The organism is Pseudomonas sp. 5P_5.1_Bac1 (assembly GCF_025466015.1).
GTDB lineage: Bacteria > Pseudomonadota > Gammaproteobacteria > Pseudomonadales > Pseudomonadaceae > Aquipseudomonas.
The window spans coordinates 222,796-244,312 of record NZ_JANLNX010000059.1 but is presented as its reverse complement, the minus strand read 5'-3'; the positions used below and the strand labels follow the sequence as shown (position 1 = coordinate 244,312).

Here is a 21,517-nt window from a genome sequence, read left to right as displayed (position 1 = left end):
AGAAGATTCTCTGTTGAGTATCAGGGGCTTGATCGTCGAGCAAAAAAAAGCCCCACCGAAGTGGGGCTGAAATTTAACGGATGAAGGAGCGTTGCTGCTTAGAACACGTACTGCGCGCGAACTACGAAGCCGTCACCATCGTCGTCGCCATTGGCGTTCTGGGCGTTGTCGACCTTGGCCTTGACGTAGGTGCCGCTCAGCTTGATCGACTCGTTGGCGTACCAGTTCAGACCCAGGTTGTGCACCTTGGCTTCGATGTCGCTGATGTTGGCGAAGGCGCCGTTGTCATCGTCGACGCTCAGGTGGTCGTAGCGGTAGAACAGTTCCCAGGCACCGATCTGCTTGTTCGACGGCTTGATGGCGTCGAATTTGCCGAGTTTGTAGCCACGGGCTTCACCGGTGAGGGTGTAGGCCACTTGTGCGTAGTAACCGTCAGCTTTGATGTCCTGACGTGCAGCGTCGTCAGCTTCCACCTTGCGCTTGATGTACTCGCCCTGTACCGAGAAAGGACCGGTAGCGAAAGCGGCTTCCAGACCCAGTGCGCGGTCGGTGTCGTAGGCACCGGCAGGGGTGTTGTTGGCGCCGCCGAGGGTCAGGCGGTTGCCGTTGGTGCCGGCATCCTGGCCACCGTCGGTGCTCACGCCACGCATGCCCAGACGGCTGCGGATACGGCCGTCGAACGAGGTGTCGGACAGGTCGCGCTGGGCCAGGTTGACGCCGAAGTGCAGAACGTTGCCGCTATCGTGCATCGGGGCGAAGACAGCGCGCAGGTTGAACTGCTTGGTGCTGTCGCCGTCTTTGTCGGCGTTGGTGGCGTCTTTGGCGAATACACCGAAGGAGCCGTACAGCGAGTCGCCGACGTTGCCCGACGCCTGGATGCCCAGACCGCCGTTATGGCCGTTGGTCCAGTCGACCAGGTCGTAAGCGGCGTTACGCTCAGGCGCGGTCACCCACTTGGAGCTGGTGGCTTTTTCCAGACCGAACTCAGGGTCGAAACGACCGACCTTGATCGAGACCGGCTTGAAGCCGTTGTAAGCCAGCGAAGCTTCGTCGAAGTAACCATCTTCGGTACGGTTGTCGCCGCCGGAGTTGTGCGAGAAGTCGTAGGCGATCTGGTAAGCCCAGTCGGTGTAGAGCACACCGCCCAGTTCCAGGTAGGCGCGGCGGAAGTAGCCGGCGTCAGCGGTGTTGCCGTTGTTGGTGTAGAAACCGTCGAAGCGGCTGTAGTCCGCCTGGATGCGACCGCCCAGCTTGAAGCTGAATTCCTTGTCAGTGGTAGCGACTTCGAGGCCGCCTTTGGTCTTGACTACGATATCGGCGCCGTCGGTGGTCACGGTACCCGCGAAAGCCTGGGCGGTAACGGCCATTGCCAATGCGCTGGCTGCGAAACCTGCGAAGTGCTTACGGATCATCGATGAAGCTCCCCTAACGTTTATGGTCTTGATTACGTTGAAAAAACACGCGGCTTAGGCCACTTGTGCTGGGGAGGAATCTTGGCGGGGGGTTATTTCAGATCAGTGGCTTTTATATAAATGTTTTGTGACAGGGGAACTTTTTTACTTCGAATAGGCATATGCAAAACGCCCGGTTTCCGGGGCTTTGCGAGCCATTAAAGGCACTTTGCCTTCATCGCATGAAGATTACACCAGGATAAAAAACGCCCGATCCGGTAACCCGGATCGGGCGTTTTTGGTCTTTCGGCCTCGCGGCGGATCAGCGCTTGCGCAGAATCACGCTGCCGATCGAGTAACCCGCACCGAACGAGCTGAGCACGCCCAGCGCACCCTTGGGCAGGTCGTCCTGGTGGGTGTGCAGGGAAATCACCGAGCCGGCCGAGCTGGTGTTGGCGTAGCGGTCGAGGATCACCGGTGCCTCTTCTTCCAGCGCATCACGGCCCAGGAGTTTCTTCACGATCAGGTGGTTCATGCTCAGGTTGGCCTGGTGCAGCCAGAAGCGCTTGACGTCACTGACGTTGAGGTTGTTTTCCGAAAGGTGCTGGCCGATCAGCTCGGCGACCATCGGGCAAACCTCGCGGAACACCTTGCGGCCTTCCTGGACGAACAGCTTGTCCGGCGCACCGACGCCCTCTTCCGCAGCGCGGTTGAGGAAGCCGAAGTTGTTGCGGATGTTGTTGGAGAACTGGGTCAGCAGCTTGGTGCTGACGATGTCGAACTGGTGCTCGGAGGTCGCCAGGTCGGCGCGCTCCACCAGCACAGCAGTGGCGGCGTCGCCGAAGATGAAGTGGCTGTCGCGGTCACGGAAGTTCAGGTGGCCGGTGCAGATTTCCGGGCTGATCACCAGCACCGAGCGGGCCTGGCCCAATTGCACGCTGTTGCTCGCGGCCTGGATGCCGAAGGTGGCCGAGGAACAGGCGACGTTCATGTCGAAGCCAAAGCCCTTGATGCCCAGCGCTTGCTGAATTTCGATGGCGACGGCCGGATAAGGGCGCTGCAGGTTGGAACAGGCAACGATCACCGCATCGACATCGGCGGCAGTCCGGCCGGCACGGGCCAGGGCCTGTTCGGCGGCGGCCACGCCCATCTGGCAGAGGATCGACTGTTCGTCGTTACTGCGCTCGGGCAAGCGCGGCCTCATGCGTTGCGGGTCGAGGATGCCGTCCTTGTCCATGACGTAACGGCTCTTGATCCCCGAAGCCTTCTCGATGAAGGCGGCGCTGGACTCGGCCAGGGCCTCGACTTCACCGCGGGCGATGGCTTCGGCGTTGTCGGCGTTGAACTGCGTGACGTAGGCGTTGAAAGAGTCCACCAGCTCTTCGTTGGAAATGCTGTTGGCCGGGGTGTACAGGCCAGTGCCGCTGATGACGACGTTATGCACGGTCGATCCTCTGTTCGGGGCCATTGCCAGCCGGGCAACGGCCTGTTCGGTTCGGCGAGCTGGCACCAAGGTGCCAACTCGTACAGGCAATGACCCCGACGCCAGGGGCATTACGCAGTGTTGGGTTGTCGGCCACCCCGTCGGAACAGCGCCGGGGCAGCGGGAAATGCCGCCAAGTGTGCCACAACTGCGCCGGGTTGGCCTCTGTCAGACGACAACCCGGAGCAGTGTGGGAAGCGTAATCAGGCGTCCACCTGACTCCACTGTTTGGCCAGGCGCTTATCGGAAATCGGCACCTTGGTCCCCAGTTGCTGAGCGAACAGCGAGACGCGGTATTCCTCCAGCCACCAGCGGTACAACTGCAACTGCTCGTCGCGCTTGCCTTCCTGGGCATGCTTGTCGGCGCGGGCCTTGTACTGCGCCCAGCAGTTGCTCAGCTCGCCGCTCCACACCCGGTCCCGCTGCACTTGCGAGCCCAGTTTCTCCAGACGCAGTTCCACCGCCTTCAGGTAGCGCGGCAGTTCCTTGAGCCACACCCCCGGGGTTTCCCGGACGAAGCCCGGATACACCAGATTGGCCAGTTGCTGCTTGATGTCGTTGAGCGCCACGGCCTGGGCCAGGTCGATCTTGCCTTTGAAGCGCTTCTGCAAACCGTGCCAGAGCTTGAGGATATCCAGCACCAGCCGCGCCAGCCGCTCGGCGTGCTCGCTCCAGTCACCGCGCTTGCGCTCGGCCAGCGAGGCCAGCGCGGCGCCGTCGCGGGGCAAGGTGCTTTCGCCTTCCAGCACGCAACTGTCGAGGCTGGCCAGCAGGATGTCCTCGACCAGCGATTCGACCCGGCCCAGCTCGCGGTAGAGCAGGCCCAGTTCGGTCAACCCCGGCAGCTTGCCGCGGAGGAACTTGGCCGGCTCGGCCAGTTGCTGCAACAGCAGGCGCTGCAAGGCGCGGCGGTGCTGGAACGTGGCTTCGGCCTGGGTCGAGAAACGCCCTTCCTTGACCGTGCCGCCCTCCTCCACCAGCGCCGGATAGACCGTCATCGACAGCCCGGCGATCTTCTGTTGCGCGGTCTGTTCGACCTTGCTGAAGACCTTGGCTTCCACCGGTTTCTGAGTCTTTTCCGACTGCGGCACGGCCAGCGCAGCCTGGCTGGCGGCGGCGAAACGCGCGGTCAGCTCGGCCAGGTCGCGGCCTTCGCCAAGGAACTTGCCCTCGCCATCGACCACTTCCAGGTTCATCTTCAGGTGGTTTTCCACCTGCTCCGCCGCCTCGGCCCAAGCCTCGTCGCTGACCCGCGCGCCGGTCATGCGCAGCAGCTCGCGGCCCAGCGCCTGGGGCAGCGAGCCCTCGGCGAAGGTCATGCGCGACAGCGCCGCCTTGACGAAGTCCGGCACCGGCACGAAGTTCTTGCGCAGCGCCTTCGGCAGGTTGCGCACCAGCGCGATGCACTTGGCTTCCAGCAGCCCCGGCACCAGCCATTCCAGGCGCTCGCCCGGCAGGCTCGGCAGCAGTGGCGCCGGCACCCGCACGGTGACGCCATCGCGCGGATGATTGGGTTCGAAGTGATAACTCAGCGCCAGGCTCAGGTCGCCCAGGCGCAGGGTGTCGGGGTACTGCGCGGCGGTGACTTCGCTGGCCTCGCGGGCCAGCACGTCTTCGGCGCGCATGATCAGCAACTGCGGGTCTTTCTGGCTGTTGACCTTGTACCAGCTGTCGAAGGTGGCGGTCTGGTGGATCTCCGCCGGCAGCCGCGCTTCGTAGAAGGCGTAGAGGGTTTCTTCGTCGGCGAGAATGTCGCGGCGGCGGGCCTTGGCTTCCAGCTCGTCCAGCTCTTCCAGCAGGCGTTTGTTGGCCGCCAGGCACTTGGCCCGGGAGTTGATCTCGCCGCCCACCAGGCCTTCGCGGATAAACAGCTCGCGAGACATCTGCGGATCGATCGGCCCGAAGTGCACCGCACGCCGGCCGACCACGATCAGCCCGTAAAGAGTGACCTGCTCAAACGCCACCACCTGCCCGCGCTTTTTCTCCCAGTGCGGTTCGAAGTGGTTTTTCTTCAGCAGGTGGCCGGCCAGCGGTTCGATCCAGTCGGAATCGATCTTCGCCACCATGCGCGCATACAGCTTGGTGGTTTCCACCAGTTCGGCGGTCATCAGCCACTGCGGACGCTTCTTGCCGATGCCCGAAGACGGATGAATCCAGAACCGCCGCTGACGCGCACCGAGGTAGTCGCCTTCCTCGGCCTTGTGGCCGATCTGGCTGAGCAAGCCGGAGAGGATCGCCTTGTGCAGCCGCGGGAAATCCGCCGGCTCCTTGTTGATGCCCAGTTGCAGGTCGCGGCAGATCAGCGCGAGCTGGCGATGGGCATCGCGCCACTCACGCAGGCGCAGGTAATTGAGGAAGTTCTTGCGGCACCAGTTGCGCAGCGGGCTGGCGGTCAGCGCCTGGCGCTGCTCTTCGAAGCCACGCCAGAGATTGACCAACCCGGCGAAGTCGGAATCCGCGTCTTTCCACTGCGCGTGGGCCTGGTCGGCGGCCTGTTGGCGTTCCGGCGGCCGCTCGCGCGGATCCTGCACCGACAGCGCACTGGCGACGATCAAGACTTCCTGCAGGCTGCCCTGCTTGGCGCCTTCCAGCAGCATGCGGCCCAGCCGTGGGTCGACCGGCAGCCGCGCCAGTTGGCGGCCCAGCGGCGTGAGCTGGTTCTCGCGGTTGACCGCCGAGAGCTCCTGCAACAGGTTGAAGCCGTCGCTGATGGCCTTGCCATCCGGCGGCTCGATGAACGGGAACGCATCGATCTCGCCGAGGCGCAGGTGCAGCATCTGCAGAATCACCGCGGCGAGGTTGGTGCGCAGGATTTCAGGATCGGTGAAAGCCGGCCGCGCGTTGAAATCCTCTTCGCTGTACAGGCGCACACAAATGCCCGGCTCGACCCGGCCGCAACGACCCTTGCGCTGGTTGGCGCTGGCCTGGGAAACGGCCTCGATCGGCAAGCGCTGGACCTTGGCGCGGTAGCTGTAGCGGCTGATGCGCGCGGTGCCGCTGTCGATCACATAACGGATACCCGGCACCGTCAGCGAGGTTTCCGCGACGTTGGTCGCCAGCACCACGCGGCGCCCGGGGTGGGACTGGAAGATGCGCTGCTGCTCGGCCGGCGACAGCCGCGCATACAACGGCAAAATCTCGGTGTGGCGCAACTGCGCCTTGCGCAGCATCTCGGCGGCGTCGCGAATCTCGCGCTCGCCGGGCAGGAACACCAGCACGTCGCCCGGGCCTTTGCCGACACTGCGCTCATGGGCGGCGATTTCATCGAGAGTGGCGAGGATCGCCTGGTCCACCGTCAGGTCGTCCTCGACGCGGTTGCCCTCCTCGTCCTGCTCGCTGGTCAGCGGGCGGTACCAGGTGTCCACCGGGTAGGTGCGGCCGGACACTTCGATGATCGGCGCGTCGTTGAAGTGCTTGGAGAAGCGCTCCAGGTCGATGGTCGCCGAGGTAATGATGACTTTCAGGTCGGGACGGCGCGGCAACAGGGTTTTCAGGTAGCCCAGCAGGAAGTCGATGTTCAGGCTGCGTTCGTGGGCTTCGTCGACGATGATCGTGTCGTAGCGTTCGAGGAAGCGGTCGTGCTGGGTTTCGGCCAGGAGGATGCCGTCGGTCATCAGCTTGACCAGGGTATTGGCGTCGCTCTGGTCTTCGAAACGTACCTGGTAACCGACCAGCGCGCCCAGCGGCGTGCCCATTTCCTCGGCGACCCGGGCGGCGACGCTGCGCGCCGCGATACGGCGTGGCTGGGTATGGGCGATCTGGCCGAACTGGCCACGGCCCAGCTCCAGGCAGATCTTCGGCAACTGGGTGGTTTTGCCCGAGCCGGTCTCGCCGGCAATGATCACCACCTGGTTTTCCGCCACCAGCTTCTTGATTTCGTCGCGCTTGGCGGCAATCGGCAGGCTGTCGTCGTAGCGGATCCGCGGGATGCTGGCCTGGCGTGCGGCGGCCTGGTCGCAGGAGGCCTGGACCTTCGCAGCCCACTGGGCAAGCTTTGCCTCGTCCGGGCGCTTGCGCAGCTCGTGCAATTGCCGGCGCAGGCGATGGCGCTCGGCGATCATGGCGTGGTCGATATTTTTCAACAGTTGCCCGATGGCGGCGTTCTGGTCAGTCATGAGGTCTTTCGAGGGGCAGGTGGGCCCTGCCTGGACTTATCGGCTTTGGTTGGGCGGCGATTGTCGCAGATTTGCCCCGCCTCGGCACGGCCTGCGGGGCCGGCGGGATTGTTTAGCCATAGCTTGACTGAAGGTATATAAACGCCAATTTAATGAACCTTCGACGGCGTGGGAGTATCGCTGCATGACTTCACCCGCCGCCGTGCCCCGTCCCAACCAGGCCCCTTCGTTCCCGAAGGTGCGGGCCCGCCGTGGTGAAAACCCGCTGTTCAATGTGATCCTCGCCTTCTGGGCGCTGTGGCATTGCCGCCACGCCCGCCCGCCAGACACCACGCTCTCCTGACCGATTCCTCGGCCGCGCCCGTGCGCCGGCCTTTCCGTCGATGACCGCCCGCCGTTGCGCGGCCGGTCCTGTGCGCTGCCATGGCGCAAGCGAGAGCACCCATGCACTTTGCCCCTGTAGAACAGGCCCGGGCATTCCTGGCCGCCAATCCCGATATCGAGATGTTCGAGCTGTTTATCCTCGACGCCAACGGCGTGCCCCGCGGCAAGCTGCTGCACCGCGAGGAACTGCTGGCGGTCTACGAAAGCGGGCGGCCGCTGCCCAGCACCATCCTCGGCCTGACCCTGCACGGCGAAGATGTGGAAAACTCCGGGCTGGTCTGGGATGTCGGCGATATCGACTGCCGCGCCTATCCGCTGGAAGGCAGCCTGGTGCGCCTGCCGTGGCGGCAGATTCCCACCGCGGCGGTGCAAGTCAGCATGCACCCGAGCGAGGGCCTGCCGGCGACCATCGCCGATCCTCGCCACGTGTTGGTGCGGGTGGTCGACGCGCTCAAGGCCGAGGGTTATCACCCGGTGATGGCCTGCGAACTGGAGTTCTACCTGCTCGACCAGAAGCGCGACCACCAAGGCCGACCGCAACCGGCGCTGGACGCCGACGGTGGGCGACCGCGAAGCACGCAGGTCTATGGCCTGCGTGAACTGGAACAGATCGAACCCTTCCTCGCTGACCTCTACGCCGCCTGCAAAGCCCAGGGCATTCCGGCTCGCACGGCGATTTCGGAATACGCCCCCGGCCAGGTGGAGATCACCCTGGAACACGGCGATGCCCTGCTGGCGATGGACCAGGCGGTGCGCTACAAGCGGCTGGTCAAGGGGGTGGCGCACAAGCACGGCATGCAGGCCTGTTTCATGGCCAAGCCGTTCGACCACCTGGCCGGCACCGGCATGCACCTGCATGTGAGCCTGGCCGATGCTGACGGCAATAACCTGTTCGCCAGCGAAGACCCGGCCGGCACGCCGCTGCTGCGCCAGGCCGTGGGCGGCATGCTCGATGCGCTGCTCGATTCGCTGCTGCTGTTCTGCCCCAACGCCAACTCCTACCGCCGCTTCCAGGCCAACAGCTATGCGCCGCTGGCGCCGACCTGGGGCATCGACAACCGCACCGTGAGCCTGCGCGTACCCGGCGGCCCGGCGCCGACCCGGCATATCGAACACCGCATCTGCGGCGCCGACGCCAACCCTTATCTGGCCGCCGCCGCCCTGCTCGGCGCGGTCCATCACGGCCTGCGCCTGCAGCTCGACCCCGGCGCGCCGGTGGAAGGCAACGGCTACGCCCAGGCCACCGAACTGCTGCCCACCGACTGGCTCAGCTCGCTGACCGCCCTGGAGCGCTCGGCCTGGGCCCGCGACACCCTGGGCGCCGAGTTCCTCGGCGTGTACCTGGCGGTCAAGCGCGCGGAGTACCGCCAGTTCATGGCCGAAGTCGGCGAACAGGACTGGCGCTGGTACCTGACCCATGCCTGAACCGACTTCTCTTTTTCCGCCAAGGATCCGAATCATGAATGCAGCTTTGAACTCGCGTACCGCGCAGCGCGCCGCGTCCTACTACACCGCCAGCCTCAACGACCCGACCCAGTACCCGACCCTGCAAGGCACGGTCGAGGTCGATGTGGTGATCATCGGCGGCGGCTTCACCGGCGTTGCCAGCGCGGTGGAACTGGCCGAGCGCGGCCTTAAAGTCGCCATCGTCGAAACCAACCGCATCGGCTGGGGCGCCAGCGGGCGCAACGGCGGGCAGGTCACCGGCAGCCTGTCCGGCGATGAAGCGATGCGTAAACAGATGCGCGGCAAACTGGGCGATGACGTCGATGATTTCATCTGGCACCTGCGCTTTCGCGGCCACCAGATCATCGAGCAGCGGGTGCAGCGCTATGGCATCGATTGCGACCTCAAGCACGGTCACCTGCACGCGGCGATGAAGCCGTCGCACATGGCCGAACTGCGCGCCTTCGCCGAAGAAGCCGAGCGACGCGGCATGGGCGATCAGGTGCAGTTGCTGGACCGCGAAGGCATGCGCCAGCACCTGGATTCGCCGCTGTACCTCGGCGCGCTGAAAAACCTGCGCAACCTGCACCTGCACCCGCTCAACCTGTGTCTGGGCGAAGCCCGCGCCGCCCACAGCCTGGGCGCGCTGATCTTCGAGAACTCGGAGGTGCTGGACATCGTGCATGGCGCGAACCCGGCAGTGGTCACCGCCCAGGGCCGGATCAACGCGAAGCAGGTGCTGCTGGCCGGCGACGTCTATCACAAGCTCGAACCGGGGCAGCTCAAGGGCAAGATCTTCCCGGCCATGGGCGGCATCGTCACCACCGCGCCGCTGGGTAACCTGGCGCGGCAGATCAACCCGCACGACCTGGCGGTGTACGACTGCCGTTTCGTCCTCGACTACTACCGCATGACCGCCGATGGCCGCCTGCTGTTCGGCGGTGGCGCCAACTACTCCGGTCGCGACTCACGGGATATCGCCGGCGAACTGCGGCCGTGCATCGAGCGCACGTTCCCGGCGCTGAAAGGCGTGCCGATCGAGTTCCAGTGGAGTTGCGCCATGGGCATCGTGGTCAACCGCATTCCGCAACTGGGCAAGCTGTCGGACAACGTCTGGTACTGCCAGGGCTATTCCGGGCATGGCGTTGCCAGCAGCCACATCATGGGCGAGATCATGGCCGAGGCGATTACCGGGACACTGGAGAAATTCGACACCTTCGCCGGCTGCTCGCATGTGCGCGTGCCGCTGGGCGATGTGCTGGGGAATCCGCTGTTGGCGGCGGGGATGTGGTACTACCAGATGCTTGAGAAATTGCGCTGAAGCCTCTTCGCGAGCAAGCTCGCTCCTACAGTGTAGGAGCGAGCTTGCTCGTGAAGGATTTGAATCAAGCGATCTTCTTGAGACCCAACTTCTTCAACTCTTCATCCCGCAGCTCGCGCCGCAGGATCTTGCCGACGTTGGTGGTCGGCAAGGTATCGCGGAACTCGACGAAGCGCGGCACCTTGTAGCCGGTGACGTTGGCACGCATGTGCTCCATCACCTGCTCGCGGGTCAGGGTCACGCCCGGCTTGACCACGATGAACACCTTGATGAGCTCGCCCGACTTCTCGTCCGGCACGCCGATAGCCGCGCATTGCAGCACACCCGGCAGGGTCGCCATGACGTCTTCCAGCTCGTTGGGGTACACGTTGAAGCCGGACACCAGGATCATGTCTTTCTTGCGATCGACAATCCGCATGTAGCCGTCCGGCCGGATAACCGCGATGTCGCCCGTCTTCAACCAGCCTTCGGCATCGAGGATTTCGGCGGTGGCATCCGGACGCTGCCAGTAGCCCTTCATCACTTGCGGGCCCTTGACGCACAACTCGCCCACTTCACCCAGCGGCAACTCGTTGCCGGCATCGTCAACCACCCGACACAGGGTCGAGGGCACCGGAATGCCAATGGTGCCGGCCTGGATGTTCTGCGCCGGGTTGACCGACGCTACCGGGCTGGTCTCGGTCATGCCGTAGCCTTCGCAGATCGCGCAACCGGTCACGTCTTTCCAGCGCTCGCCGACCGATAACTGCAAGGCCATGCCGCCGGAGAGGGTCACTTTCAGCGCCGAGAAGTCCAGAGCGCGGAAACCTTCGTTGTTGCACAGGGCAACGAACAGGGTGTTCAGCCCGACGAAGCCGCTGAACTTCCACTTCGACAGTTCCTTGACCATCGCCGGCAGGTCACGCGGGTTGCTGATCAGGATGTTGTGACCGCCGATCAGCATCATCGCCATGCAGTGAAAGGTGAAGGCGTAGATGTGATAGAGCGGCAGCGGGGTGATGAGGATTTCGCAGCCTTCATTGAGGTTCGAACCCATCAGCGCCTTGCACTGCAGCATGTTGGCCACCAGGTTGCGGTGGGTCAGCATGGCGCCCTTGGCAACGCCGGTGGTGCCGCCGGTGTATTGCAGGACGGCAACGTCGTCATGGGCCGGCGAGGCTTCCTTGACCGACTTGCCGCGCCCCTTGGCCAGGGCGTCGTTGAACTTCAAGGCGGTAGGCAGGTGATAGGCCGGCACCATCTTCTTCACGTACTTGATCACGCTGTTGACCAGCAGCCGCTTGAGCGGTGGCAGCAGGTCGGCGACCTCGGTGACGATGATGTGCTTGACCTGGGTCTTGGGCACGACTTTCTCGGCCAGATGCGCCATGTTCGCCAGGCACACCAGCGCCTTGACGCCCGCGTCGTTGAATTGATGTTCCATTTCCCGCGCCGTGTAGAGCGGGTTGGTGTTGACCACGATCAGGCCGGCGCGCATGGCGCCGAAGACCGCGACAGGGTATTGCAGAACGTTCGGCAGTTGAACGGCAATGCGGTCGCCGGGTTGCAGGTCGGTGTGCTGCTGCAGATAAGCAGCAAAGGCACCGGACAACTCGTACAATTCGCCGTAAGTCAGGGTCTTGCCCAAGTTGCTGAATGCCGGTTTATCGGCAAAGCGCTGGCAGGACTGCTTCAACACCGCTTGGATATTCGGATACTCATCAGGATTGATTTGCGAGGCAACCCCAGCTGGGTACTTATCCTTCCAAAAGTTTTCAATCATGGAAGCCCACTCCTCCAGCACAGCGAATTCTTCACCGCGTCGATGCGATTATTATTGATATTTGATGTCGGTTTATTGCAAACCGATTGATCAGAAGCGCGCCGAGAGTAGCAGCTTTACCAGGGGTCGCCTAGAGCTAAAGCGGCCCAACTGGTCACTAAAATGACTCATGAATAATCATTGGTCATATTTAGAGTAAAGATTCTAGGCGCAAATAAAAGCTATAAATAACAAACGGCAGGATAGCGCGAGAAACCGCTCTACCCTGCCGCTTACAGCTTATGTTTTGTAGCTGCTCAAGCCGGTTCGCGCAACTCGCGACGAAGAATTTTGCCCACCGGTGTCATCGGCAGCGAGTCGCGCAACACGATGTGCTTGGGCACTTTGTAGCCGGTGAAGTTGGCTTTGCAGTAGGCCTTGAGCTCTTCCAGGCTGACGCCGCCCTCGCGCGCGACCACGAACAACTTCACCGCCTCGCCGGAACGCTCGTCCGGCACGCCGATGGCCGCGCAACTGGCGACCTTCGGGTGCGCCATCATCACGTCTTCGATTTCGTTCGGGTACACGTTGAAACCCGAGACGATGATCATGTCCTTCTTGCGGTCAACGATACGGGTGAAGCCGTCCGGATCGATCACCGCGATATCGCCGGTCTTGAACCAGCCTTCGCCGTCGAAGGATTCGGCGGTCGACTCAGGACGCTGCCAGTAACCTTTCATGACCTGCGGCCCCTTGATGCACAGCTCGCCGCGCTCGCCCAGCGGCAACTCATTGCCGTCGTCATCGGTGACCTTGAACGCCGTGCCCGGCACCGGAATGCCAACCGTGCCGAGGCGCGCCAGTTGCCCGTAAGGGTTGGTGCTGGCCACCGGCGAGGTTTCGGTCAGGCCGTAGCCTTCGACAATGCGACAGCCCGTGATCTGCTCCCAGCGCTCGGCAGTGGCCTTGACCAGCGCGGTGCCGCCGGAGTTGGTGACCTTCAGCGCGGAGAAATCCAGGTCCTTGAAACCGGGGTTGTCCATCAGCGCAACGAATAGCGTGTTCAGCCCCAGCAGCGCCGAGAAGCGCCACTTCTTCAGTTCCTTGACGAAGCCGGGAATGTCGCGCGGGTTGGTGATCAGTACGTTGTGGTTGCCGGTGACCATCATGCACATGCAATTCGCGGTGAAGGCATAGATGTGGTACAGCGGCAGCGGCGCGATCATCACCTCCTGGCCGTCCTTGAGCAGCTTCTGCCCGTCAGGCCCGATCTGCGAGAAACACGCCAGCACCTGGAGCATGTTCGCCACCAGATTGCCGTGGCTGAGCATCGCGCCCTTGGCCACGCCGGTGGTGCCGCCGGTGTATTGCAGCACCGCAATGTCCTCGTGGTTCGACTGCACCGGCTTGAGCGAATGGCCCCTGCCCTGGCGCAGCACCTGCTTGAACGGCAACGCCTGCGGCAAGTGATAGGCGGGGACCATCTTCTTCACCTTGGCCACCACGGTATTGACCAGCCAGCCCTTGGCGGCAGGCAGCATGTCGCCCATCTTCGCCTCGATCAGCACCTCGATGCCGGTATCGGGCAGCACTTCCTGCACCAGCTTGCCGAACATGTTCAGGTAGACCAGCGCGCGGGCGCCGGAGTCCTTGAATTGGTGGCGCATCTCGCGAGCGGTATACAGCGGGTTGGTGTTGACCACGATCAGCCCGGCGCGCAACGCGCCGAACACGGCGATGGGGTATTGCAGGACATTGGGCATCTGCACCGCGATGCGATCGCCCGGCTTCAGGTCGGTGTACTGCTGCAGCCAGCCGGCGAAGGCAGCGGAATAACGGTCCAGCTCGGCATAGGTGAGGGTCACGCCCAGGTTGGTGAAGGCCGGACGGTCGGCGAACTTCTTGCAGGAGCGCTCGAACACTTCGATCACCGATTTATAGGTGCTCATGTCGATCTGCGAAGGGACGCCCTCGGGGCGCTTGTCGTTCCAGAAATCGGCGTGCATTTATTATTGTCCTCGTTCCTGAGCCTTTGACGGGGCCGGTTGCCTGCTTGCAAAACGGCATTCTGCCGACGTTAGCAGCTCCGCCACAGGTGGCAAATACGCCAAGGACCGTCATTGATTGTGTGAATCTCGGCGCCCCGCGTGGCTCGATCCAGGCGCTGGCTATAGGCTATACAGTAGCTGCACCCGCGATCCGCACAGGGAAATCCGCCATGTTCCACGACGCCTTCTGGCTGCCGGCCAGCAATCACTGCAGCCTGTATGTCCACCAATGGCTGCCGACTACACCGGTCCGCGCCGTGGTGTTACTGGCCCACGGCATGGCTGAGCACGCCGGTCGTTACCAGCGCCTCGGCGAGGCCCTGAGCAGTGCCGGTTTCGCGCTGTACGCCCATGACCAGCGCGGCCACGGCCGCACTGCCGAACTCGGCACCCTCGGCCTGTTCGCCCGTGAAAATGGCTGGAATGCCGTGGTCAACGACCTGGGCCTGCTCAACCAGCACATCGGCCAGCAATATCCGGGGGTGCCGGTGTTTTTGTTCGGTCACAGCATGGGCAGCTACATCGCCCAGGCGTACCTGCTGCACCACAGCGGCAGCCTGCAAGGCGCGGTGCTCAGCGGCTCGAACTTCCAGCCTCCGGCGCTCTACCGTGCGGCGCGGCAGATCGCTCGTCTGGAGAGTTGGCGTCAGGGCCCGCAAGGGCGCAGCGCGCTGATCGAATGGCTGTCGTTCGGCTCGTTCAACAAGGCGTTCAAGCCGACCCGCACGGCCTTCGACTGGCTCAGCCGCGACCCCGCCGAAGTCGACCGCTACGTCGCCGACCCGCTGTGCGGCTTCCGCTGCTGCAACCGGTTATGGATCGACCTGCTCACCGGCCTTGAACACATCAGCCGCCACGCCAACCTCGCGCAGATCGATCCGAACCTGCCAATTCTGGTCATGGGCGGTGAATGTGATCCGGTGAGTGCCGGCAAGCGTCTGAAAGATCTGACCGGCGCCCTGCGCCTGTCCGGGAACCAGCACGTGCAACTGCGACTCTATCCGCGGGCACGGCATGAATTGCTCAACGAAACCAACCGCGACGAGGTTACCGCGCAGCTTATCGACTGGCTGGAACAGACCCTGGCCCTTGGCCGGCCAGCCCGCAGCGAGTAATACTGCCCGCCCCCGTCGCGCCCTGAAGGAAGCACCACGAATGACCCAGGTCACCAACACGCCTTACGAATCCCTCGAAGTCGGCCAGACCGCCAGCTTCAGCAAGACCGTCGAAGAACGTGACATCCAACTGTTCGCCGCGATGTCCGGTGACCACAACCCGGTGCACCTGGATGCCGAGTTCGCGGCCAAGAGCATGTTCAAGGAGCGCATTGCCCACGGCATGTTCAGCGGCGCGCTGATCAGTGCGGCGGTGGCCTGCGAACTGCCTGGCCCCGGCACCATCTACCTGGGCCAGCAAATGAGCTTCCAGAAACCGGTGAAGATCGGCGACACGCTGACCGTGCGCCTGGAAATCCTCGAAAAACTGCCGAAATTCCGCGTGCGCATCGCCACCCGCGTGTTCAACCAGAACGAAGAGCTGGTGGTGGACGGCGAAGCCGAGATCCTCGCCCCGCGCAAACAGCAGACCGTCGATCTGGTCAGCCCGCCGCCGATCACCTTCGGCTGACGCCCTCCCGCAAGCGGCGCTCGCTGCAGCGCCGCTTGGGACGACAGGTTGGCCGCGTGTCAGCCCTCCAGCGGGATCCAGATTTCTACCCGCCCGCTAGCGGTCTCCGCATCGAAATCATCGCCATAGCGCTCGAATTCCGGCGCCTCGGCGGCGCGCTCGCCGGAAGCGGGCAGCCAGTGTTTCCAGATTTTTTCGAAGGTATGGCCCAGTCCGCTCACCTTACCGCGGTGCTCGAACACCGCATAACGCTGCGGCGCCAGGGTGTGCCAGGTGAAATACGGCGGCAGGACACTGGTGCTGCGCACCTCGACGCCAGCGATATACAAGAACCCGCCCTGACCATCGAAGTTGCAGCACACGCCGTAGGTCTCGTCACCGATCTGGCCCGGGATCTTGCCGATTTGCGGTGCCAGGCGCTCCCAGAGCGCGGGAATGCTTTTGTTGGTCTGTTGGGTGTAGCGCTCGCCAAAACCGGCGATGGTGAATGAGCGCCCATTCTCGAATCGTGCGGGAGCAAACCCGGCTTCCATTTGGGTCGACATAGCCATGCCTCACAAGGTCAATTCATAAAGATCCATGACGGGCGGCATTATGGGTTGCCGCGCCTAATGGCACTCCGCTAGCGTAGCCGCGTTGCATACTCGGGGAAACCTGCCAAATGGCATTAATCAGTCAGCCACTCCAAGCCTTCGGCCTGGTCGAGTTGTCCTGGGTCAGGGCCAGTTCGGCCTGCTTCGAGCGGCATACCCACGACGAATATGTGCTCGGCGCCAACCTGCGCGGCAACGAGCGCATCTGGCTGGACGGCCAGACCCTGGAAGTGCCGCCCGGCAGTGTCACGCTGTACAACCCGCTGGCGGTGCAGGCCTCGGAGTTCGCCGAGGACGGTGTCGAATACATCAGCCTGCACCTGGACCCGGACGCCCTGCGCCACATCGCCAGGGACAACAATCTGCAACAGTTTGATGACAGCTTGAGCTTCGCCCAGGGTGTGCTGCACAACACGGCGCTGTACCGCGCCATTGTCGAGTTCGCCCAAGCGGATGCCGGGGAGCCGGCCCATCAGGAAGAAGCGTTGCTGGCCCTGCTCGCCCAGTTGCTCGAACAACCGACGGCGCCGGCCATCGAACAGGCGGGCTCACTGCGCCTGGCCATGCAGCTCATGCGTGACACGCCGCAGGCCAAACTCGCGCTGGAGGATGTGGCCGCCGCTGCAGGGCTGAGCAAATACCACTTCGTGCGCTGCTTCAAAAAGGCCACGGGGCTGGCGCCCTTGCAGTACCACATGCAATTGCGCCTGAGCGAAGCGCGGCGGCGCTTGCGTGATGGCCTGCATCCGGCGGAGGTGGCAGACGCACTGGGTTTCTACGATCAGAGCCACTTCATCAACGCCTTCCGCCGGGTCATGGGCGTGACCCCGAACAGTTACTGGCAGGCGTTCAGAGCGTCGGCGCGAGGATGAATTCGCGGTAGCCGGAAACGATCACATAGACCGCGAAATAGCAGAAGATCGCTGCCGAAGCGAGGTAAGACCAGGTCAACAAACGATCACCGAGCAGCCGCCCACCGTGGCTGGCCACCCCGCACAGTGTCACGCACCAGAGCACCCCGGCGCTGAAGAAGCCGCTCAGGAACACCCCCGCCTCCATCGGCCCACCGGCGCCGGAGCGAGAGATCAGCACACCGCCCACCGCGGCGAACCAGAGGATCGCGCTGGGCGACGACATGGCCAGGAAGATGCCACGCAAGAACTCCCGCCAGGGCGACTCGCGCACCACCTTCGCCTCGGTGTCCAAGTGCGCATCACCGCGGATCGCGGCCAGCAGCATCTTCACCGCGAACCACACCAGCAGCAGCGAACCGCCAACCCACAGCACCCAGCGCACGGCGCTGAACTGCAACAGCACGGTCATCCCGGCCAGCGCCGCCAGGGCGTAGAGCAGATCGCCGACGCACGTCCCCAGTCCCAACCACATGCCCTGCCAGAAGCCACGCTGCATGGCCAGGGTGATCATCGCGATATTGGCCACGCCAATGTCCAGGCACAGCGACAGGCTCAGAAGAAATCCGTTGGAAAAAGGCATGAACGATCCGCTACCGGCTACAGGAAAAGGCAGCCGGCATTAAAACGGATCTGGTGGGGGATGTATTGGAAGAAATTGCGCGCGGATCAGACCAGAGCGGCCTGCTCGAACACCTCATCGGCCCACTGATTGAGGCTCTTGCCGGCTTTCTGCGCGGCGATGGTTGCGGCAGCGTGCACTTCCGGGCGGATGCGCAGCATCACTTTGCCGGAAGCCGGTTTTTCCGGCGCGACCCCGCGCTCCTCGCAATCGCTCAGGTAATCCTCCAGCGCCAGCCGGAACGCCTCGTGCAGCGCACTAACGGAACTGGCGTGGAAACTGATGATGTCCCGCACACCCAGGACACGCCCGACGAAGATATCGTCGCGGGCGTCATAGTCGATTCGGGCCGCATAGCCCTTGTAACTCATGCTACTCATGTTCAACTCCTGCCCGCAGGAGAAACTCCCGGGCCTCCTCAACCTGATAACGCCTGGCCTCCTTGCCGGGATGTGGCCGGTGGCAGCGCCATTGCTGCAGTCCCAGCACCAGCTTGACCCTCGACCCTTCACGCTCATGCACCGAGCCACCTAGAAAGACGATCAAGGCTTCGATATCTGCGAACACCAGCGAACTGCTGGTGGGTGACCGAAAGAGGGTTTCGAGGGTTTTGCGATGTCGATTGTTCATTCGCGGATGCTATCAAATCAAGATAGCACTCTTTCCGTCGAGATCCATTCAAGACTTTTCAGTCACCCGCCAACACCCGCGCAAACTGCTCCCGATCAATATTCGCGCCGCTGAGAATCACCGCCACCTTGCGCCCCTTCTGCCGCTCGCGTTCCTGATGCAACGCGGCAAGGCCCGCCGCGCCGGCGCCTTCGGCGGTGTTGTGGGTGTCTTCGTGGTAGATGCGGATGGCGCGGGCGATTTCAGCGTCGCTGACCCGGACGATGCGCGCCGCGCCCTCGCGGATGATGTCGAAGGCTTCCGGCTGCGGAATGCGGCAGGCCATGCCGTCGGCGAAGGTGTCGGCGGTTTCGGTGGTGACGATGCGGCCCTGCTCGACACTGCGGGCAAAGGCATCGGCCTCGGTGGAGACCACGCCGATGATCTCGGTCTTCAGCCCGAGCAAATCACGGGTTCGGATCAGCCCGCAGATGCCTGAGCCCATGCCGATCGGGACATAGACCGCGTCCAGGTCCGCCACCGCCTCGAACAGTTCCAGCGCATAGGTGGCCACGCCGCGAATCAGTTGCGGGTGAAACGGCGGCACGCTCTCGTAGCCATGCACTTGTCCCAGCCGCGCGGCCTCGGCCCTGGCCTGGTCGAAGTCGCTGCCGTGCTCCACCAGCTCGGCGCCAAGGGCGCGCATGGCTGCGTTTTTTTCCCGGGAGTTGCCTTCGGGCACCACGATGATGATCGGCAACCCGGCATTGCGCGCCGCCAGCGCCATGCTCTGGCCGTGGTTGCCGCGCGTAGCGGTGACCAGGCCACGCACGGCCGGCGAGCGGCCATGCAGAGACTGCACGTAAAGCAAGCCGCCACGCACCTTGAAGGCACCGGTGGGCGTGTGGTTTTCATGCTTGACCCAGACCTCGCAACCCAGCCGCTCGGCCAGCCGCGGCCAGGCGTACTGCGGGGTGGCGGGCACCTGGGCGTGGACCAGGCGGGCGGCTTCGCGCAAGGCAGGCAGATCGAACATGGAACACCTCGGGTCAGGGGATTTGACCCGATCCTAGTGGCCGCGCATTGTATGGGTAAAACCTTATATTGCATGGCCGACAATAAAACATGTGGATCCCCAGCCTTCCCGACGACGGACAACCCCGCTACCTGGCCCTGGTCGCCGCCATCGCCCGCGCCATCGAAAGCGGCGAGCTTCAGGTCGGCGCCCGCCTGCCACCGCAGCGGCGCCTGGCCTGGGCGCTGGGCCTGAACCCGAGCACCACGCAACAGGCCTATCGCGAGGCGGCGGCGCGGCATCTGGTCTCCGGCGAGGTCGGTCGCGGCACCTACGTGCTCGCCGGCAGCAAGGAGGCCACCCTGTTCCGCCTCAAACAGCGGGACAACGGTAGCTCGCAGATCGACCTGTCGACCAACGTGCCCGTGGTCGATAGCGACAGCGAGGATTTCGACCGGACCCTGCGCGAGTTGCTGCAGCAAAACCCGAGCCACACCCTTGAACATTACCTGGGCGCCGAACAGTTGCTGCTCGGTCGCGTGCACGGTGCCAGTTGGTTGTCGCAGCGCGGACTGCACCTGACCGCCGCGCAGGTGCTGCTGTGCGGTGGCGCTCAGCAGGGGCTGTTCAGTGTGCTGTTGTCGTTCTGCCAGCCCGGCGAAGCGGTGATGGTCGAAGCGCTGACCGCTCCCGGGATCAAGGCTGCTTGCCGGCAATTGCGCTTGCCGCTGCACGGCGTCGCCATGGACCACGAAGGCATCCTCCCCGACGACCTCGACCGCGTCGCCCGGGCCAGCGGCGCCCGGGTGCTGGTGCTGACGCCGGCGCTGCACAATCCCACCGGCGCCTGCATGGGCGAACAACGTCGTCGCGATATCGCAGCGGTGGTGGAACGGCTGGACCTGTTGCTGGTGGAGGACGATGTCTACGGCGCCCTGGGCGACCAGCCACCCTTGCTGCCGCTGTTGGGCCCGCGAGGGTTGCTGGTCAGCAGCCTGTCCAAGACCGTCTGCGCCGGCCTGCGCCTGGGCTGGATCGTCGGCGACGCGGCGTTGCTGGAGCGCATCGACCCGTATTCCCAGGCCACCCATTGGCCCATCGCCCCGCTGGTCCTGCAGATCGCCTGCCGCTGGATCGAGGACGGCACCGCCGCGCGCAAGCTCGCCTGGCAGCGTGAAGAGGTCAATCAACGCTGGCGCCTCGCGGTAAGGCTGCTGGGCCCGGCGCTGGCCGATCAAAGCACGCCGTCGCCGCACATCTGGGTCAGCGGCCCGCGTCCGGGCGACGTGCTGGCCGCGGCCTGCCGGGCCAAAGGCGTCGAGGTGGTGCCCGCCCAGGTGTTCGCGGTCAAGCAGGGCCAGGTGCCGGCGATCCGCGTCAGCCTTACCGCCGCCCGCAGCCGGGCCGAGCTGAAGCAGGCGCTGGAACGGGTCGCGCAGGTGCTGGACGAATTCGCTGCGCAGGATCCGGAGTGACAGCCGCGCCGGCCCTCCTACACTCAAGCCGCTGTTACGGAAACGGATCCCTCATGACGTCACTCGAAACCTTCTACACCCAGGCCGCCGCCCACCTCAGCCAGCAAGACCCGGCCTGGGCCGCGCACATCGCGGCCATCGGCCCGTGCCTGCACACCCCACTGCCGACCCGCGATCCTTATCAGGCGCTGGTCCGCGCCATCGCCTACCAGCAACTGCATGCGCGCGCCGCCGAGGCGATCCTCGCGCGCTTTCTCGCGCTCTATCCTGATTCCGCGTTTCCCACCCCCGCGCAACTGCTGGCGACCACGCCGGAGCAACTGCGCGCCTGCGGCTTTTCCGGGCGCAAGATCACCACCGTGCAGGCCGTCGCCCAGGCGCGGCTGGACGGTTTGGTGCCGGATCACGACGAGGCCCGGCAACTGGCGCATGAAGTGCTGATCGAGCGCCTGACCCGGCTGCCCGGTGTCGGCCGCTGGACCGTGGAAATGCTGCTGATCTACACCCTGGAACAGATGGACATCCTGCCGGTCGATGACTTCGGCGTGCGCGAAGGCTACCGTCGCCTGCAGGGACTGGCCGCACAACCGACGCGCAAGCGCCTGCAGGAAATGGGCGCGGCCTGGAGCCCCTACCGCACAGTGGCGGCGTGGTATTTGTGGCGGGTGCCGACAAAGTGAATTCGAAAGCAAGCAGCGGAGTTTTCCGTGGTCCGGGGATTTCTAGACTGTGATCCA

Annotated in this window: 18 protein-coding genes; 8 read left to right on the top strand and 10 right to left on the bottom strand. The window is 64.0% G+C overall.

From position 1 onward, the window contains the following. Window positions 1–98 precede the first annotated feature (98 nt). The 3 genes from NTD82_RS14570 to hrpA all read right to left on the bottom strand — a co-directional run bounded on the left by NTD82_RS14570 (window position 99) and on the right by hrpA (window position 6,989). Window positions 99–1,412, bottom strand: coding sequence for an OprO/OprP family phosphate-selective porin (locus tag NTD82_RS14570; RefSeq protein ID WP_262129204.1), 1,314 nt, complete (start codon window positions 1,410–1,412; stop codon window positions 99–101). A gap of 301 nt (window positions 1,413–1,713) precedes the next feature. After that, window positions 1,714–2,835, bottom strand: a complete 1,122-nt coding sequence (locus NTD82_RS14565) for a beta-ketoacyl-ACP synthase III (RefSeq protein ID WP_095153874.1) — start codon at window positions 2,833–2,835, stop codon at window positions 1,714–1,716. Window positions 2,836–3,077: 242 nt separating this feature from the next. Next, a complete protein-coding gene (gene hrpA / locus NTD82_RS14560) occupies window positions 3,078–6,989 on the bottom strand; it encodes an ATP-dependent RNA helicase HrpA (RefSeq protein ID WP_262129203.1) in 3,912 nt (1,303 codons plus the stop codon). A 184-nt stretch (window positions 6,990–7,173) separates the two neighbouring features. On the opposite strand from hrpA, the gene NTD82_RS14555 reads away from it, so the two are divergent. The 3 genes from NTD82_RS14555 to NTD82_RS14545 all read left to right on the top strand — a co-directional run bounded on the left by NTD82_RS14555 (window position 7,174) and on the right by NTD82_RS14545 (window position 10,140). Then, entirely contained in the window at window positions 7,174–7,332 is a 159-nt protein-coding gene (locus NTD82_RS14555; protein WP_177454392.1) for a hypothetical protein, read from the top strand. A 101-nt stretch (window positions 7,333–7,433) separates the two neighbouring features. Beyond that, on the top strand, window positions 7,434–8,798 hold the full coding sequence (locus NTD82_RS14550; RefSeq protein WP_262129202.1) for a glutamine synthetase family protein: 1,365 nt from the start codon (window positions 7,434–7,436) through the stop codon (window positions 8,796–8,798). A gap of 34 nt (window positions 8,799–8,832) precedes the next feature. Beyond that, window positions 8,833–10,140 carry an NAD(P)/FAD-dependent oxidoreductase gene (locus NTD82_RS14545; protein WP_262129201.1) on the top strand — a complete coding sequence of 436 codons (1,308 nt, stop codon included), beginning with the start codon at window positions 8,833–8,835 and terminating at the stop codon, window positions 10,138–10,140. Window positions 10,141–10,204: 64 nt separating this feature from the next. Here the strand turns inward: NTD82_RS14545 and fadD1 are convergent, their stop codons facing one another. Both fadD1 and fadD2 read right to left on the bottom strand, forming a co-directional pair. Then, window positions 10,205–11,902 carry a long-chain-fatty-acid--CoA ligase FadD1 gene (fadD1, locus tag NTD82_RS14540; protein WP_262129200.1) on the bottom strand — a complete coding sequence of 566 codons (1,698 nt, stop codon included), beginning with the start codon at window positions 11,900–11,902 and terminating at the stop codon, window positions 10,205–10,207. Between the two features lie 296 nt (window positions 11,903–12,198). Beyond that, window positions 12,199–13,887 carry a long-chain-fatty-acid--CoA ligase FadD2 gene (gene fadD2, locus NTD82_RS14535; RefSeq protein WP_262129199.1) on the bottom strand — a complete coding sequence of 563 codons (1,689 nt, stop codon included), beginning with the start codon at window positions 13,885–13,887 and terminating at the stop codon, window positions 12,199–12,201. Window positions 13,888–14,099: 212 nt separating this feature from the next. On the opposite strand from fadD2, the gene NTD82_RS14530 reads away from it, so the two are divergent. Both NTD82_RS14530 and NTD82_RS14525 read left to right on the top strand, forming a co-directional pair. Next, window positions 14,100–15,044 (top strand): alpha/beta hydrolase, encoded by a 945-nt coding sequence (locus NTD82_RS14530; RefSeq protein WP_262129198.1) that lies wholly within the window; start codon window positions 14,100–14,102, stop codon window positions 15,042–15,044. A gap of 40 nt (window positions 15,045–15,084) precedes the next feature. Further along, complete coding sequence (locus tag NTD82_RS14525) at window positions 15,085–15,555, top strand: MaoC family dehydratase (RefSeq protein ID WP_095153881.1); 471 nt, start codon at window positions 15,085–15,087, stop codon at window positions 15,553–15,555. Between the two features lie 59 nt (window positions 15,556–15,614). On the opposite strand, the gene NTD82_RS14520 is transcribed toward NTD82_RS14525, so the two are convergent. Next, window positions 15,615–16,100: a GyrI-like domain-containing protein gene (locus tag NTD82_RS14520; protein WP_262129197.1), complete on the bottom strand. Its 486-nt coding sequence runs from the start codon at window positions 16,098–16,100 to the stop codon at window positions 15,615–15,617. 116 nt (window positions 16,101–16,216) lie between these two features. On the opposite strand from NTD82_RS14520, the gene NTD82_RS14515 reads away from it, so the two are divergent. Further along, window positions 16,217–17,020 (top strand): AraC family transcriptional regulator, encoded by an 804-nt coding sequence (locus tag NTD82_RS14515; RefSeq protein WP_262129196.1) that lies wholly within the window; start codon window positions 16,217–16,219, stop codon window positions 17,018–17,020. Here NTD82_RS14515 and NTD82_RS14510 read toward each other — a convergent pair. The 4 genes from NTD82_RS14510 to NTD82_RS14495 form a co-directional block, all read right to left on the bottom strand. After that, complete coding sequence (locus NTD82_RS14510; protein WP_262129195.1) at window positions 16,998–17,642, bottom strand: LysE family translocator; 645 nt, start codon at window positions 17,640–17,642, stop codon at window positions 16,998–17,000. The two genes, NTD82_RS14515 and NTD82_RS14510, sit on opposite strands and share 23 nt — an antisense overlap. 86 nt (window positions 17,643–17,728) lie before the next feature. Further along, the gene (locus NTD82_RS14505) at window positions 17,729–18,061 is read right to left on the bottom strand and encodes a type II toxin-antitoxin system HicB family antitoxin (RefSeq protein WP_262129194.1); all 333 of its coding nucleotides are present in this window, start codon (window positions 18,059–18,061) and stop codon (window positions 17,729–17,731) included. Further along, complete coding sequence (locus NTD82_RS14500; RefSeq protein WP_262129193.1) at window positions 18,054–18,311, bottom strand: type II toxin-antitoxin system HicA family toxin; 258 nt, start codon at window positions 18,309–18,311, stop codon at window positions 18,054–18,056. Before NTD82_RS14500 ends, NTD82_RS14505 begins: the two co-directional genes overlap by 8 nt. 58 nt (window positions 18,312–18,369) lie before the next feature. Beyond that, window positions 18,370–19,326, bottom strand: a complete 957-nt coding sequence (locus tag NTD82_RS14495) for a threonine dehydratase (protein ID WP_262129192.1) — start codon at window positions 19,324–19,326, stop codon at window positions 18,370–18,372. A gap of 89 nt (window positions 19,327–19,415) precedes the next feature. On the opposite strand from NTD82_RS14495, the gene NTD82_RS14490 reads away from it, so the two are divergent. Both NTD82_RS14490 and NTD82_RS14485 read left to right on the top strand, forming a co-directional pair. Next, entirely contained in the window at window positions 19,416–20,780 is a 1,365-nt protein-coding gene (locus tag NTD82_RS14490) for a PLP-dependent aminotransferase family protein (protein WP_262129191.1), read from the top strand. Between the two features lie 53 nt (window positions 20,781–20,833). Further along, on the top strand, window positions 20,834–21,460 hold the full coding sequence (locus NTD82_RS14485) for a DNA-3-methyladenine glycosylase family protein (protein WP_262129190.1): 627 nt from the start codon (window positions 20,834–20,836) through the stop codon (window positions 21,458–21,460). Window positions 21,461–21,517 lie beyond the last annotated feature (57 nt).

Excerpts from the sequence above, each read along its gene's own strand:
- NTD82_RS14570 (WP_262129204.1), bottom strand. The coding sequence starts at position 1,412 with ATGATCCGTAAGCACTTCGCAGGTTTCGCAGCCAGCGCATTGGCAATG.
- hrpA (WP_262129203.1), bottom strand. The coding sequence starts at position 6,989 with ATGACTGACCAGAACGCCGCCATCGGGCAACTGTTGAAAAATATCGAC.
- NTD82_RS14555 (WP_177454392.1), top strand. The coding sequence starts at position 7,174 with ATGACTTCACCCGCCGCCGTGCCCCGTCCCAACCAGGCCCCTTCGTTC.
- NTD82_RS14550 (WP_262129202.1), top strand. The coding sequence starts at position 7,434 with ATGCACTTTGCCCCTGTAGAACAGGCCCGGGCATTCCTGGCCGCCAAT.
- NTD82_RS14545 (WP_262129201.1), top strand. The coding sequence starts at position 8,833 with ATGAATGCAGCTTTGAACTCGCGTACCGCGCAGCGCGCCGCGTCCTAC.
- fadD1 (WP_262129200.1), bottom strand. The coding sequence starts at position 11,902 with ATGATTGAAAACTTTTGGAAGGATAAGTACCCAGCTGGGGTTGCCTCG.
- fadD2 (WP_262129199.1), bottom strand. The coding sequence starts at position 13,887 with ATGCACGCCGATTTCTGGAACGACAAGCGCCCCGAGGGCGTCCCTTCG.
- NTD82_RS14530 (WP_262129198.1), top strand. The coding sequence starts at position 14,100 with ATGTTCCACGACGCCTTCTGGCTGCCGGCCAGCAATCACTGCAGCCTG.
- NTD82_RS14525 (WP_095153881.1), top strand. The coding sequence starts at position 15,085 with ATGACCCAGGTCACCAACACGCCTTACGAATCCCTCGAAGTCGGCCAG.
- NTD82_RS14520 (WP_262129197.1), bottom strand. The coding sequence starts at position 16,100 with ATGTCGACCCAAATGGAAGCCGGGTTTGCTCCCGCACGATTCGAGAAT.
- NTD82_RS14515 (WP_262129196.1), top strand. The coding sequence starts at position 16,217 with ATGGCATTAATCAGTCAGCCACTCCAAGCCTTCGGCCTGGTCGAGTTG.
- NTD82_RS14510 (WP_262129195.1), bottom strand. The coding sequence starts at position 17,642 with ATGCCTTTTTCCAACGGATTTCTTCTGAGCCTGTCGCTGTGCCTGGAC.
- NTD82_RS14505 (WP_262129194.1), bottom strand. The coding sequence starts at position 18,061 with ATGAGTAGCATGAGTTACAAGGGCTATGCGGCCCGAATCGACTATGAC.
- NTD82_RS14500 (WP_262129193.1), bottom strand. The coding sequence starts at position 18,311 with ATGAACAATCGACATCGCAAAACCCTCGAAACCCTCTTTCGGTCACCC.
- NTD82_RS14495 (WP_262129192.1), bottom strand. The coding sequence starts at position 19,326 with ATGTTCGATCTGCCTGCCTTGCGCGAAGCCGCCCGCCTGGTCCACGCC.
- NTD82_RS14490 (WP_262129191.1), top strand. The coding sequence starts at position 19,416 with ATGTGGATCCCCAGCCTTCCCGACGACGGACAACCCCGCTACCTGGCC.
- NTD82_RS14485 (WP_262129190.1), top strand. The coding sequence starts at position 20,834 with ATGACGTCACTCGAAACCTTCTACACCCAGGCCGCCGCCCACCTCAGC.